Raw genomic sequence first — 14,047 nt, forward strand, 5'->3', positions numbered from 1 at the left:
GGCCCCATGACCGCCACGAACTCGCCCTGGTCCACGGCCATGGTCACGTCGTTCAGCGCCGTCGTCTCCACCTCTTCCGTCGTGTAGAGCTTATTGAGGTTGCTGGTCGTTATCATCATATGCCCCTTTGCGATTCAGATCGGTACTCACTGCTTCTCAATCGTTCGACCTACGAACAATGCGCATTGTTTCGTCCCGACTTTGTGAGCGCTGGTATTGGAAGAACTGGCCGTTCCGCAGTCCGAACTGAGCTGGATTGCACGCCCGGTATCGCCACCTCACTCGTACATCAGCGACTCCACCAGCGGACTCGCGTTTTTCCTGCAAACCTGAAAGGCCACCGTGCCCAGCACAAGTACCAGGGCCGCCGAACCAGCCAATATGAATTCGCCAACGCCCAGAGCGGCATTGAACTCATACATCCCGAGCCAGAAGCTCAGCAGCATATAGGCGGGCGGGCAGGCCAGCAGGATCGCGACCGCCAGGGGCAGCGCGAACTGCCTGCCGATCAGGGCCGTCGTGTCGATCGTCGATGCGCCCAGTACGCTTCGGATACCGATTTCCTTCGTTCTCCGGTTGATGTGCAACAAGCTCAGGCTGTATACGCCCAGCAGGGCGACCAACAGCGTGATGATGGAGATGTATAGCGCCACATCTCCCAGCAACCGTTCTCTTTGATAGAACCGGCCGATATCATCTTCCAGGTAGTAGTACTCAAAGGGCAACCCCCCGGCGATTTGCTCCCAGACCGATTTAACGGTCGACAGGGTCTGCGGCAATCCCTCCGGCCTCGTTCTGATCAGGAGAAACCGGATTCTGTCGGGCACTAGACGCAGGACCACCGGCTCCAATTCGTATTGCAACGACCGGTAATGGTAATCTTCCGTCACGCCGATCACGCGGGCCTCGCCGCCGGGAACAACCGCTCCGATCGGATCTTCCCACCCCATTTGCCTTACCAGCGCTTCATTTACGATCACGCCTTCGGCCTCATCCGTGGCGTGTGTAATTGAAAAGTCGCGTCCTTCCGCCAACGCTATGCCCAGCGTGGACAGATAGTCATAATCCACGAGGTATTCGTAGGCCGAAAACCGCTTCCCCGACCTGTCGGTGTGGCCTATCTGTCCCAAACCCCTCTTCGGTCCGAATGAGCTCGACGCCGCCGAGACATGGGTGATCTGAGGGTAATCGTCCAGCGCCTCTCTCATGGGTGCGAGCAACCCGGCGTCTGGCATGCTTACGACAAGTACATTCGACGTGTCGAAGCCGAGATCCTGGTTGGCGAAGTAATCAAGCTGACGAAGTATGGCAAACAGGCAGATCATCAGGAAGATCGAAAGCGTAAACTGCATGGTGATAAGCACTTTGCTAAGGACCGTCAATGCCCCGGCCTTTACATGATGCGCAAGGATGGAGGTGGGATCGAGGCGGGACATGTAGAGCGCGGGATAGCTTCCGGATACGAGGACGACCAGACCCGTCAGGCCGATCAGTGCCAGGAGGAGCGTCGACCCGTTGTCGAAGTAATCGATTTTGAGGTCTTTGGCGAACAGGCCGTTGAATCCTGGAAGGAGCAGATGGGCTAACGACAAACCCAGTATCAGCGCGGCCACACCCACCAGCAACGCCTCCCCCCAGAATTGACTGATAAGCTGAGCGCGGGTTCCGCCCAGCGTCTTGCGCACGCCGACTTCCTTTCCTCGAAGCGCCGACCTGCCCAGCGTCACGTTGATGAAGTTGATGCACGCGATGAACAGAAGGAGGAAGCCCAGCGTTCCCAGCACATACGAAACGAGAACGTCGCTCTTTGGAAAGAGGTCGAACAATATCGAAGAATCCAGATAGATGCCGGCCAACGGCTGAAGTCCCATTACGCTGGCATCTATCCCCCGAAACCTGGGGAAGTGATTTTCAACGAAGTCCGGAAACTGGGCCTCCAGGGTCCCGGCGACCTCCGGGGTGGTCAATTCCACGAGGGTAGCCGCAACAGACTGGCTCCAGTTCCGATTCCAGTTGTCGCCGGTCTCCGTCAGGGTCTTTATCGAAATCAGAAAGTCGAACTGAAAGATGGTATTGGCGGGAACGCGGACCACGCCGGCCACCTGGTGTCTCCGGTCGTCCATGGTCAGCCAATTTCCTACGGGGTCGGCGTTTCCGAAGTACTTCTCTACGATTTTCTCATTCAGTATTACCTGGGAACTGCTTTCGAGAGCACCTTCGAGATAGCCGGATACGGCCTGAAAGGTAAGTATCTCGAAAAACCCGGGGTCGGCACGGAACACCGTTTCTTCGCGGACGGTCACGTCTCCATGACTCACCAGAACCGGCCCGGTATTGGCATATCGAACGGTTCGGACGATGCCCGCATAGGCGTCTTCCAGCGCTGGTCCAAGGGGAACGGGCGTAATCCCGATCGTGCGATACTCCCCCATGAAGGCCGTTTGGGTGACGCGAAATACGTTAGCGCCCTTTTCATGGAAGCCATCGTAACTCAGTTCCTGCCTGACGAGCAGGAAGATCAGGATGCACAAGGCCATGGCCACGGACAGGCCGAGTACGTTAATGACGCTGTGCCCTTTGCCCCGCATGATGTTTCTCAGGGCGGTTTTCAGGTAGTTCCCGATCATCGTTCTGCTCCTTTCGGCTTCACGCAGGTTGTTTCTGAAGCACAGAGAATGGGCCATGCGATTGTGCAGACGACCCGGCTCGTACCTGCAGCTGTGCCTTCTACCTGCTAAACAATAGGAAGATCAGACCGATTGCCTATAGGGTGATTACCTGATTTGGCGCGGGATTTACCCTTAAACCTCGGAAAAACCGGATATTCGTCGGAATTGACGGGAGGGGATAACAGATCCTGCGGAGGACTTTACTTCAGATCGATCAGGCCCTGTCTGATTGGCAGCGCGTCGGCTATCTTCAGATTCACTCATCGAGGAAAGTAAGGCGGTATTTCAGGGCAATACGGACGAGGTCCGGCAGATTGCGGGCTTCAAGCTTTTTCACCAGATTGGTCCGATGTGTTTCGACTGTTTTGGCGCTGATGTTCAGGATGTTAGCTGCGGCCTGATTTGTATGGCCTTCGGCAATCAATTGCAGAACTTCTCTTTCTCGGGATGAGAGTCGATCTACGGGGCTAAGCGTCCGATCGCCTGTTTCATTCTGAAGGTATCCAGTCAATACGGATCGAGCAACCGCGGGAGACAGGTATACTTCGTCAATGTTGGCAGACCGGATAGCGAGAAGTAGTTCTTCGACTAAAGATCTTTTAAGGAGATACCCTTTCGCACCATTCTTAAGCGCCTGGCGTACCATATCTTCGTCGGAGTACATGGACAGGATGACAACGCGCGTCTCAACTTCCAATGATTGTATTCGGTATGTGGTTTCTATGCCGTTCAATAAAGGCATGGCTATGTCCACCAATGCTACGGCAGGCCTTTTTCGCTGAATCAATTTCAGTGTTTCCTGGCCATCCGACGCTTCGCCGACGACTTCGATATCATCCGTCGTTTCAAGTAATGATTTGATGCTTTCGCGAAACAGATGATGATCGTCGGCAATGACGACTTTAATCATATTTCCTCCAGAGGTATTGAAGCGATCAACCGTGTACCGGTACCTGTATCTGAATGGATATCCAGAACGCCCCCAAACGGTTCCAGGCGTTCCTTCATGTCGATTAAACCGATACCCGGGGCAACCTGGTCCTCGGGTGTCGAATCAGGATCGAATCCCCGGCCGTTATCGAGAATCGACAGTTGTATGGTCCGGTCTGTCTGTTTCAATCCCACTTCGACGTGGGTGGCGTGACCATGTTTAGCGCAATTCGCAAGCCCTTCCTGCAAAATACGATACAGGCAGATATCAATTGTGTTGGAGAACCTGGGACAATCCATGCCATTATACACAACCGTGATACGGGTCCGATGAGCGAAGCTCTTGCACAATCCGTCCAGCGCCGCGTTCAATCCGACCGTATCGAGAATCGGCGGGCGCAGATCGTGGGCGATTGTTCGCAGTTTTTCCAGGGTTTCGTCGGTCATCGTTACCACATCTCGAAGTCGTTCCCGCGTATCTTCGGAAACACCGGTCAGATCTTTCTGCGTAAGTTCCAGACTTGTCTTTAATGCCAAAAGATCCTGACCGGTATCGTCATGCAGGTCTCGTGCTATGCGACGGCGCTCGGATTCCTGCGCGTCGACGAGTCGACGTGAAAGCGCCCTCATTCTATCGGCCTGCACCTTCAGCGATGCGCCCATTTCCAGGTTTTCCATTGCCAGTTCCAGCTCCCCAGCCAGGACAAGCAACTGTTCTTTTTCGTCGTTGCTAAACGGTTCTTCCGACCGCTTTGCTCCCAGTGCCAATGCCCCTTTGTAGCCGGACTCGCCACCCAGTAAGATGATCAGCTCGAAGGGCGGTTCGCCGGGTATCCCACTGGAAACGATATCTCCATATTCGATTGGGGTTCTATCGGCAGCCGTAGTCTTCAAGAGGTGCTCGACTGTACCGGTGGTCTCGATGAAAAAGGATCTGTTGCGGGCCGTGTTTTGCTCGGAACCCTCCTCAACGCCGTACCACGAAAGCGACAGTGGTTTCTCCGAATTTTCCTTGAGATAAATCGCCATGCAGGATAGGTCCAGTCCCTCCAATAGTTCCCGTCCGGTTTTTTCTAGCAGGGAATCCGAATCCTGACACCTCGACAGGGCTCGTCCCAGTTCGAGCAGTCGCTGCCGATTCAGAAGTTCATTTCGTAGGAAGTATCGGTCCAATACCTGGATGACCGGTGTCTTCACCCAGTTCCACCCTCCCATGAGTATCAAAATGAGCCCTGCGACGGCACTCGCTACAACGAGGTCGGAGGCTCTGACAACGAACTCTTCTGATGAAATCATGTAATAGAGTATGACAAACATCGCAATGCTCAGTATGAGAAACACACCCTGATTGGTGATCAGGTACCTAATGCTCTTTCCGAAGACGAATCTCAGGCCGAACACCCGATGTGCAAGAATCGCGTAGGCAAATGCGAGCGCCAACAGACACTGCATTCCCGCCGGGATAATCCGGTCAATGAACCATACGATCAACGGCAGCATCTGACCGTGATCGGGAATCAGCCCCCATGAAGCCAGCATTCTGCCGGGTTGTGCGATCAACCAGGACGGTGCAAGTATGAGTGCCAGGAAGAATCCGGCTTCAATGATGTGCAGCCGTATTCGTTGTTGCCGGCGTGCGACGTAATGTTGTACGATCAGAAGGCATCCAGCCGTCGCCATTAAGACAATCGCCGGAACGGGTGCGGGTACCAGTTGTGCAAAACTGTCAACTACTCCAACCCAATCGTGAGCCCAGTCATAGATCAAACCCAAAAAACTGATGAGCCCCATTACCCCAAAGACAAACATGGGAATGAGGATGAACCAGATCCTCCTTCGGATCCATGATCCGATCTTTGTGGTGGTGGGATAGACGGTTAAAATCAACAGGATCAGGATGGATTGCAGATTAACCGCCGCAAATACAACGCCTAGACTAAGTGGGATCGTCCAGGCCGGCCATGCGGCAATCAGATAGAAGACAGCCGGCGATACCATAGCCATTGTGAGGACAAGCAACGCGCACTGGAATGCCACCGTATTCTTCATACCGTGGTATCCCAACCAGGTGCCAAAGCCCAGAAGGACAATCGAGAAGATCAGGAACGGGCCACGCTGAAGCCAACTCATTAGCTCGCTGCTGATCACTATATCTTGTTGATCACTCCCGCGGGTGTCGCGTGCGTAGTTATTCGGCTCGAGTGTGAGGATGGCCGCGTGTACCTGGTCATCCCGAATCCATGTGAAATTGAGACGGTCTCCGGGTCTGTTCTCCGAGTGCGCCTGAAAGTAGGATGAAGGATTCGACTCCAGGTCCATGCTGTCGATGGACAAAAGTCTATCGCCTGCCCGCAGGCCCGCTTGGTCGGCCGGGCTGTTGGGCGTAACGCGTTCGACGAGAAAACCTCCTGCCCACTTTATGAACATGAGTTGTAACCAGGTGCCTTCGTGAAGACGGCTGACCGCACCTCTCGACGATCCTCCCGTAGGAATCGTCTCACTTCCCCAAAGATGGATACCGGACGACCAGCGGTCGATCTTGGCCAGTCGAATCGTCGACCAGGTAACCATGCCGATGTGTAAACACAACAACATGATCAGCGTACTCAGTATCAGATAACGGTATATAAGCGATTTCAAACAATGCCATCCCGAGATATGATCTCTGAATAAAACCGGCCAGGTGATCGTCAGTCGAAATACAGGATATAAAGGTATACCGGGCAGGGTGGGGTTTTACCAAAAAAGTGCCGCTGAATCGCAGGCGTCAAGGAGAGTTCAGTCAATGCGAGTTCAAGAAAACCGGTGGGTCTTGCAGACACAGTCATAGGCCGAACCGTCACAGTTCAGTCCGCACCCTTGTTCCGGATCCCTGGTCGGGCGAGTTGTCAATGGGGTGCCGACCCGGCCAATCACGAATCGGTTCGCGTCCGCAGTGCCGCCAGCAGGCCCGGCACTCCGAAGAACAGCAGGCTGAAGGTCGAGGGGTTCATGTCGATGGATCCGCGCTTGCGGGGATCGTCGCTCCAGTCCTGCGCGTCGATGAGTTGTTCCAGAATTTCCAAACCAGTCTCCAGGTAGCGGTGGTCGCCCGTCAGGCGATGGGCGTAGCCCAGGTGCCGGCAGAGGATGCCGCCGTAATGTTCCTTGAGTGGCCGGTCGGACGCGAAAGTGTCCGGAAAGCCGCAGAACCAGTCCACAGCCCGGCGGTAAGTCTCGGCAACGTCCTTCCTGCCGGTCATCCGGTGCATCAACTCCAGGCCGATCATCAGGTAATGGGTCTGGTAACCCTTCTGTTCCTCGTAGGGCAGGTCGCGGATCATGCGGGAGAACGGGCCGCCGAGACCCTTGAACTCGTCGTCGGTAAAGGGGTCGGCCGTACCCGTTTCAACGGCCAGCGTCGTGCCTTCCGTGGTCATGCCGTAGGGTAGTTGTTTCGGCAGCCGGTCCGGTGTCGCGACCTGGAATCGCTTGTGCCAGCTCCCGTCCTCGTTCTGGCCCCGAGCGACGATGGCGTACACTTCCTCGGCTCGGTGCAGGAAGCGGTCCTCGCCGGTCGCCTCGTATACGTGAAGCAGTCCGCGCAACACATTGGCGATGGACCGCAGGCTGAAGCTGAAGGCGGAGTCTTCCGTCCACCTGTAACGCAGGAAGAACGCGCCGGCCTCGCGCAGGACTTCCAGCGTCCTGCCGTCGCCGGTGAGATAGTAGTGGTCGATCCAGTTGTCGATGAAGGTATGGGAAGCGCAGGGCTCGTCGCCGAAATGATCGACGCCGTGGCGGTAGCAGCCGCCGACCATGTACGGCCGAAAGGGATGCCAGTGGCACGTATCCACGTCCATCGAATGACGGGTCATGGCCTCGGCCAGCGCGAAGTAACGCGGATCAGCCGTGCGCTGGTACTGGATCCAAACGGCGTGGCGGGGGTCCCACTCGCTGTTGCACCAGCCCCAGCGGCCCTGGTGCTTCCAGTCGTCCTCGGCCTCGTCCCAAGTGGCCCGGACATCGCCGTAGTCGAGGTAACCGTACCAGCGTCCGAGTCGGATGTTACGCGCCAGCCAATCCGCGAAACCGGTCAGCATGCGCTCCGCGGACCGGATCATCTCCGGCGAGATTTGTGGCGTCTGGTCGGATTCCGGTCGACCTTCCCGCTCCGGACTCGACGTCGATCGACTTTCCTGAACGGAACGCGACTCCAGCCGACTTTCCCGCTTACCCTTCGAATCCGCAGGAATGCCCTGTCTACCGCCGTCAACCGTCGTGGAAGCCGCGTAGCCTCCCGCGGCCCCGCATCGGTCCATCCACTCTGGCGAGACCGATACGTGGGGCTGCGACAGAGCGCATCGAAGCGTCTCGACCGCCACTTCGCGGCGATCTTCTTCGAAGTACAGGACGTAGCAATCGGTGGTTTTCGCTATACCGGTCCCGTCGGCATACATCCCTTCTCCCTCGTGCCAGGCGACTTCTTCGGCGTACCGGGCCAGGGAAAGGCGGCCGCCGTCCGGGTCGTGGCGCGCGTACACGGTCAACCGTCCGTCACCGGTCAATTCGATTGCGCGCGGGTATTCCTCGGCCATGTTCCGGTATGCGACGCCCACGCCGGACTTCCCGTCACTGAGGGTCGCCCACCCTTCGCACGCGTCATCTTCGGCGATGATGCTTTCTATCCCCGGCCGACCGTGCATCACCTGCACCTGGTTATCCTTCTTCTGCGAAACGCACAGACGCTCGCCCTGATCGAGCATTCCCGTACCGATCCCGTTCAGTCCGAAGGCGTAGACCGGACTGAATCCTTCGAACAGGGTGGAAACATCCAGGGCGAGGTCTTCGATTTCCACTTCCCGCGGATTGCAGGTGAAGACGTGGGTCTGAAGAATCCGTATAAACGCCTGTCCGGCATAGGTGTAAATCCGGGTGATACACCGTACCGGCCGGTAGCCGCCGTAATGATGCATGGGGATGTCGGCCTCCAGTGCACTTTCCAGCCGGATCACGGTGCGCAGCGGACCGCGTTCTTCGACGGCTACTGAATAGGCGTCGCCGGCCAGCGAGGCTCGGCACAGGCCTCCTGGACCGTACAATCGCCGTGCCAGCCGCCCGTCTGAAGCGCTTTCACTGATCCGGGCCCAGGCATCGCCGGCCTTGCCCCGGCCGCATTCCGCGTGGACCGGCTCGCCGCGCCGCGCATCGCCGCGCCGCGCATCAGCGAGTTGCACATCGCCGAGCGAGACGGCATGGAAAAGCCGGTATCGATGGCGGTCGACACTGAATCGCAGGACGCCCGTGTCCACGTGGAGGTCGTTTTCGGTTTCTTCGACCCGTACGGAAGGGTTGGTGGTGGAATTGCAGGTGGCGGGTTGCCGGGGTGCCGGAGCTTCATCGCCCGTATCATCCGTAAGGTGGTAGATCGCTCTCCCGGCTGAGCCGGTATTCGCCTGGAAATCAACGAGCACCCACTTTACCGATCCGTCCACCCAGCGGCCGAGTACCCGGAACTGGGCCGGGACGCGATCGCCATTGGGATCCAAGACGGCCAGACCTTCCGTTCCGCGCAGCATGCCCTCGGGCATGGGCACGCCTCGCGTAACCGGCCAGTGCGCCGGGTGCCGTTCCGGGTCATGGGAATACGAAAGGGGGATCGATATCATGCCGATTGTGGGCATCGCTTGATCAGGACCTGCCTCATCTCTATATTCTGGCGCACCGAGACGCACCGAGACGCACCGAATTTGGGAAGCCGTCGCGGTCAGGAAACCGGGTTACACTCGAATATAATCCAAGGAGAACGCCATGTCAGGCCCCGTAAAGTTGAAGTCCGTTGCCATATCCGGGAAGGCGCCCGGTCCGAAACTCCTCATACTCGGGGGTATACACGGCGACGAGTTCGAATCCATGTGGGCCATACGGCGGCTGAAGGAGGCCCTGGATCCCGGTGAACTCCGCGGCACGGTCACCCTGGTCCCCGTCGTCAACGAGGCGGCTTACTGGCGCGGCCAGCGTACCGCGGAGGACGGCCTGGACCTGGCCCGGACCTGCCCCGGACGGGCAGACGGCACCATCAGCGAACGGATCGCACACGCGGTCAGCGCGATGATCCGCGAGGCCGACTACCTGATCGACCTGCACAGCGGCGGACTGATCTCGAGGTTTTACCCGACGGTGGGTTACATGCTGCACGCCGACGCCGACGTCCTGGCGCGACAGCGGGAGATGGCCCGGGCTTTCAACATGCCGGTCGTCTGGGGCACCTACGCGGGACACGATGGCCGCACGCTCTCCATCGCCCGGGACGCCGGCATTCCCGCGATCTATTCGGAATGGATGGGTGCGGGGGACTGCGACCCCGAGGGCGTCGACGGTTATTACGAAGGTTGCCTGAACGTCATGGGCGTGCTGGGCATGATCGAACGCGACCAACCGCCGTCGATCATACAGCACACGGTGGAGGACGACCGTAAAGGCGCGGGACACATCCAGCTGAACTACCCGGCGCCCTTTTCAGGCTTCTTCGAACCCTGGGTCGAACTGATGGACCGCGTCGAGCCCGGTGATGGATTCGGGGTGGTTACCGACCTTCTGGGGGACCGGCGGGAAGAGATCGTTTCCACACAATCCGGCCACGTGCTGGTGCTGCGCACCTTCAACCGCGTCCACGAGGGCGAGACGATCGCGGCGGTGCTGGAGGTTTGAGCGATCAGATTAGAGGAGAGATTGAGTCAAACAGCCATCAATAGCTCAGTAAGGTTACGCCCTATTGTAGGGGGAGGCAGTTCCTTGTTTTCTTGCTGTGCGATCTCAAGCCATTCGTCGACGATTTGGCAGAGTTGGCGGTAAACTTCGGTTTCTTCCTCACCGTGGCAGCAGGGACCAATGATTCCAGGGCAATAGCCGACAAAACACTCATCCTCATTCGACCACTCGACGATTTTGATGTAGCGCGCGCTCTTAGTCATTTGAGCGACTCCTCGATGTTTCTCATTACCACCTTTTCCTGGTAGGGTTTGACGTCATCGCCCGGATTCCCTGAAACTACCACTCTCATCCCTCTAGGATGTTCGAAATTCCTGTGGTTACCTTTCCCGCCTCTGTCGATGAATCCAGCCTTTTCCAGGTCTCGGATTAGTTCCCTGATCTTTCTCGGCATGAGTGGAAACCAATTCTGTTGAGTAACGTAGCGTAGACTGCCGCCACATGTCAATATCAATCCAAACGGCTTGAAATCGTGTTCCTACGAGCGTATACCATTCGTCGTGCTTGACGCGTTACACATCGTAGTCATATCCTTAGTAGTCTGGATACAATGAAGATTCTCGACGGTACTCCCTTGTTTTGCGGACTTGATTTCTGATACGAACTGCCTTGGCATCGACTCATACTGGAAAACTCCATGATCCGTGACTCCTACTGGCTGGACATGCCCTACACACCCTCCGATCCCCTGTCCGGGGACCTGGACGTGGACGTCGTCGTGATCGGCGGCGGCGTGACGGGGGTGACCGGCGCCCTGTTCCTGGCCGAGGGCGGCGCGCGCGTGGCGGTACTCGAGCGGCGCGAGATCGCCTCGGGAGCGACGGGCCGCAACGGCGGGTTCATGCTGGCCGGGACCCACGAGTACTACGCCGAGGCTGTGGAGGAACTGACGGACCTGTACGGTCCGGACGGCAGGAGGCTGGCCCGGGAGGCGTGGACCATCGCCCTCGAGAACCACGATCTCATGGCCGGTCTCATGAAGAAGTACGAGATACAATGCGACTACTTCCGGCACGGCAGTTACGTGATTGCGATGAAACGGCCGGACCGCGGTTCTCACAAGAACCCGCTGGAACGCATCGCCCAGTCGTACCGCCTACTCCTGGAGGATGGATTCGAGGTCGCGTACCTGGGCGAGGAGGAACTCTACGAGATCAAGCGAAGTCCGATCCTGGCAGGCGCCTTCTGCAACAAGTTCGACGGCGAACTACACCCGGTAAAATACGTGCGCGGTCTCGCGGCCGCCGCGCGGGGGCTGGGCGTCCAATTCTTCGAAAACACGCCGGTCACCGGGATCGAGCGGAAAGACCGCGGGCTGCTCGTGCAGACGCCGGGTGGAAGGATCCGGACACAGCAGGTACTCCTCGGGATGAATGCCTACACACCACAACTCGATGCGCGGTACGAGCGGCGCATCATCCCCCACCGGGGGCAGGTCTTCACGACGGAACCCGTTTCCGAGCGGCTGTTCAACGGCGTCTTCTACGCCAACGATGGCTGGGAATTCTGGCGGCAGCTGCACGACGGGCCCGGGGAGGGCGGCCGACTGCTGTTCGGCGGGGGCCGGAATCACCACATCCGCGCCGAGCGGGGATTCCACTTCCTGAGGCGCCGAAGCCGGCCGGGCCGCCCGGTCCGGACGTACCGGGGGTACAAGGAGCGTCCCACGCGGGCGGTGCAGCGGACGAACGACCGGGCGTTCAACGGGGCCTTCCCGCACCTGGCCAACCTCGGACGCTCCCACCGCTGGGGCGGCGTCATGGGCTTCTCCTACGACAGCAGCCCCTTCGTCGGCGAGACGGAAACGCCGGGCGTCCACATCGTCGCCGGATTCACGGGCCGGGGCAACGCCTACGCCACGGTAGCGGCGCGCATGCTCAGCGACCGGCTGCTGGGCAGGCTCCCAACCCTGGAACGCCGGTTCGAGACGGTGAAGCGGGTTTTCGATCCATTGCGCGGAGGGATCGACGCGGAAAACCGGCGCCGGTAAGCCCCGGCCGGGCATCAGCGTAAGCCTGCGGTTACGCGAACTGGTGAAAATGCCGGGTCATGCGCCGTTCCACCTGTCTGAGCAGGATGGAGAGGGACAGGCAGAGCAGGAAGTACACGAAGGCCACCAGCAGCCATACCTCGAAGAGCAGCCCACTCGAATTGGCGATTTCCGAGCCGACGAAGGTCAGTTCCTGGACGGAGATGAGGGAGACGATGGACGAATCCTTCACCAGGGAGATGTACTGGCCCGTCAGCGGCGGCGCGATGCGGGCCAGCGCCTGGGGGAAGATGACGAACCGGTAGCGGTCCAGCACCGGTATGCCCAGACTCTCCCCGGCCTCCCACTGGCCGCGGGGTATGGCGGCCAGGCCGGCGCGGACGACTTCGGCGATGTACGCGGCGCTGATGAAGGATATGCACAGCACGCCCGAGACCAGGTTCTCCCAGAGCTCCGGGGGGCCGAAGAGGAAACGCTGCCATCCCGAAGCTTCCTCCGCGGGGCGGCTGAACAAGGCGTCCAGGCCCAGGAGGGGCATCAGCTGACTGCTGATGAAGAAGTAGAATATGAAGATGAACACCAGGGGCGGGATGTTGCGCAGGATCTGGATGTAGGTCCCGCAGAACATGCGCAGCGTGCGCCCTCCGGCGTACCTGCCCACACCGATCAGCACGCCCAGTATGCTGGCCAGCACCGCCCCCCACAGGCTGAGCCGCAGGGTCGCGTAGATCCCTGTCAGGAAAAAGGGCGTTTCGCCGGCGTCGCCGGCGGCAAAGACCGTCGAAAGCGCCTGGGGCCAGTCCCAGCGGTACGCCACGCCGATGGCCGAACGGTACCACATCCAGCCGGCCGCCGCGACCAATCCTACCAGTAGTATCCCGTCGAGCCGGGTGGGCCGGAACCGGCCTGTCCTTTGACGGATCGTCGACATCAAGCACCCGCCCTTCGCCGTTCGGCCATGGCCGCCGCGGTGGAAAGGGCCAGGGTCACGGCCAGGTAGATCGCGGCCACGGTGAGCCAGATCTCGAAGGTCAGGAAGGTGTCCGCGATGAGGTTCCGGCTCTGCGTGGTGAGGTCGAAGATGGCGATGACGCTGACGATCGAGGAGTTCTTCACGAGCGATACCGCCTCGTTGGTGAGCGGCGGCAGCATGTTCCGGAGCACCTGTGGCAAGATGACGTACCGGTAGTTGTCGAGGCGCTTCAGGCCCAGGCTCTCCCCCGCCTCGACCTGCCCCCGTGGGATGGCCCGCAGGCCGGCCCGGAAGATCTCCGACGTATAGGCGCCCTGAAACGCGGCAAGACACGCGATCGCCGTCGTGGTCTGTCCCCAGCCGAGGATCGGGCCGAGAACGAAGTAAATCACGTAGAGCTGGATCAACAGGGGGGTGTTGCGGATCAGTTCCAGGTACCCGCGGGCGAGTCCGCGCCCGACCATGGAGGAAGACAGCCGCAGGAGCGCGGTCGCGAGCCCGATGACGAGGGTCAGGAATAGGCTGAGGACGGATATTTCGAGGGTGACGAAGAGGCCCTGCACCAGCGGGCCGGCGGCCCAGGCGCCGTTTTCGGACGTGAACAGGAAGTCGTCCACCCGGTACCACTGCCACCGGTAGTTGATGTTCTCGGCGCCGCGCATGACCGCGAAGACGAGGATGCCGGCGATGGCCGCCGGCTGGATCCAGTTCGACAGCGCACGCCTGACCCAAGGC

The 14,047-nt window shown here is 59.1% G+C and carries 11 protein-coding genes; 2 read left to right on the plus strand and 9 right to left on the minus strand.

Translation table 11 applies throughout. From position 1 onward, the window contains the following. The 5 genes from F4X08_01640 to F4X08_01660 all read right to left on the minus strand — a co-directional run. A partial coding sequence (locus tag F4X08_01640; protein MYD24504.1) for an ABC transporter ATP-binding protein occupies positions 1 to 116 on the minus strand: 116 nt, incomplete at its 3' end. A gap of 162 nt (positions 117 to 278) precedes the next feature. After that, complete coding sequence (locus F4X08_01645; GenBank protein ID MYD24505.1) at positions 279 to 2,684, minus strand: FtsX-like permease family protein; 2,406 nt, start codon at positions 2,682 to 2,684, stop codon at positions 279 to 281. A 241-nt stretch (positions 2,685 to 2,925) separates the two neighbouring features. Further along, a complete protein-coding gene (locus F4X08_01650) occupies positions 2,926 to 3,579 on the minus strand; it encodes a response regulator transcription factor (GenBank protein MYD24506.1) in 654 nt (217 codons plus the stop codon). After that, on the minus strand, positions 3,576 to 6,239 hold the full coding sequence (locus tag F4X08_01655; GenBank protein MYD24507.1) for a PDZ domain-containing protein: 2,664 nt from the start codon (positions 6,237 to 6,239) through the stop codon (positions 3,576 to 3,578). The genes F4X08_01650 and F4X08_01655 overlap by 4 nt, the downstream gene beginning before the upstream one ends. Before the next feature lie 272 nt (positions 6,240 to 6,511). Beyond that, on the minus strand, positions 6,512 to 9,262 hold the full coding sequence (locus tag F4X08_01660) for a hypothetical protein (protein ID MYD24508.1): 2,751 nt from the start codon (positions 9,260 to 9,262) through the stop codon (positions 6,512 to 6,514). A 127-nt stretch (positions 9,263 to 9,389) separates the two neighbouring features. Here F4X08_01660 and F4X08_01665 point away from each other — a divergent pair, with 127 nt between their 5' ends. Beyond that, positions 9,390 to 10,289, plus strand: coding sequence for a succinylglutamate desuccinylase (locus F4X08_01665; GenBank protein ID MYD24509.1), 900 nt, complete (start codon positions 9,390 to 9,392; stop codon positions 10,287 to 10,289). 26 nt (positions 10,290 to 10,315) lie between these two features. Here F4X08_01665 and F4X08_01670 read toward each other — a convergent pair whose 3' ends face one another. Both F4X08_01670 and F4X08_01675 read right to left on the minus strand, forming a co-directional pair. After that, positions 10,316 to 10,552 (minus strand): hypothetical protein, encoded by a 237-nt coding sequence (locus F4X08_01670; GenBank protein ID MYD24510.1) that lies wholly within the window; start codon positions 10,550 to 10,552, stop codon positions 10,316 to 10,318. Then, positions 10,549 to 10,743 carry an addiction module toxin, HicA family gene (locus F4X08_01675; GenBank protein ID MYD24511.1) on the minus strand — a complete coding sequence of 65 codons (195 nt, stop codon included), beginning with the start codon at positions 10,741 to 10,743 and terminating at the stop codon, positions 10,549 to 10,551. The genes F4X08_01670 and F4X08_01675 overlap by 4 nt, the downstream gene beginning before the upstream one ends. Before the next feature lie 243 nt (positions 10,744 to 10,986). On the opposite strand from F4X08_01675, the gene F4X08_01680 reads away from it, so the two are divergent. Next, complete coding sequence (locus F4X08_01680; protein ID MYD24512.1) at positions 10,987 to 12,339, plus strand: FAD-binding oxidoreductase; 1,353 nt, start codon at positions 10,987 to 10,989, stop codon at positions 12,337 to 12,339. 31 nt (positions 12,340 to 12,370) lie between these two features. Here the strand turns inward: F4X08_01680 and F4X08_01685 are convergent, their stop codons facing one another. Then, a complete protein-coding gene (locus F4X08_01685; GenBank protein MYD24513.1) occupies positions 12,371 to 13,270 on the minus strand; it encodes an amino acid ABC transporter permease in 900 nt (299 codons plus the stop codon). After that, positions 13,270 to 13,974 carry an amino acid ABC transporter permease gene (locus F4X08_01690; protein ID MYD24514.1) on the minus strand — a complete coding sequence of 235 codons (705 nt, stop codon included), beginning with the start codon at positions 13,972 to 13,974 and terminating at the stop codon, positions 13,270 to 13,272. Before F4X08_01690 ends, F4X08_01685 begins: the two co-directional genes overlap by 1 nt. Positions 13,975 to 14,047: the final 73 nt, after the last annotated feature.

The sequence above is a fragment of the Gemmatimonadota bacterium genome (assembly GCA_009841265.1).
In the GTDB taxonomy this organism is placed as follows: Bacteria; JAAXHH01; JAAXHH01; order JAAXHH01; family JAAXHH01; genus JAAXHH01.

Bases quoted from the DNA above. Each gene is read 5' to 3' on its own strand.
- F4X08_01645 (MYD24505.1), bottom strand. From the start codon at position 2,684: ATGGCCCATTCTCTGTGCTTCAGAAACAACCTGCGTGAAGCCGAAAGG.
- F4X08_01650 (MYD24506.1), bottom strand. From the start codon at position 3,579: ATGATTAAAGTCGTCATTGCCGACGATCATCATCTGTTTCGCGAAAGC.
- F4X08_01660 (MYD24508.1), bottom strand. From the start codon at position 9,262: ATGCCCACAATCGGCATGATATCGATCCCCCTTTCGTATTCCCATGAC.
- F4X08_01665 (MYD24509.1), top strand. From the start codon at position 9,390: ATGTCAGGCCCCGTAAAGTTGAAGTCCGTTGCCATATCCGGGAAGGCG.
- F4X08_01670 (MYD24510.1), bottom strand. From the start codon at position 10,552: ATGACTAAGAGCGCGCGCTACATCAAAATCGTCGAGTGGTCGAATGAG.
- F4X08_01675 (MYD24511.1), bottom strand. From the start codon at position 10,743: ATGCCGAGAAAGATCAGGGAACTAATCCGAGACCTGGAAAAGGCTGGA.
- F4X08_01680 (MYD24512.1), top strand. From the start codon at position 10,987: ATGATCCGTGACTCCTACTGGCTGGACATGCCCTACACACCCTCCGAT.
- F4X08_01685 (MYD24513.1), bottom strand. From the start codon at position 13,270: ATGTCGACGATCCGTCAAAGGACAGGCCGGTTCCGGCCCACCCGGCTC.
- F4X08_01690 (MYD24514.1), bottom strand. From the start codon at position 13,974: ATGCGCGGCGCCGAGAACATCAACTACCGGTGGCAGTGGTACCGGGTG.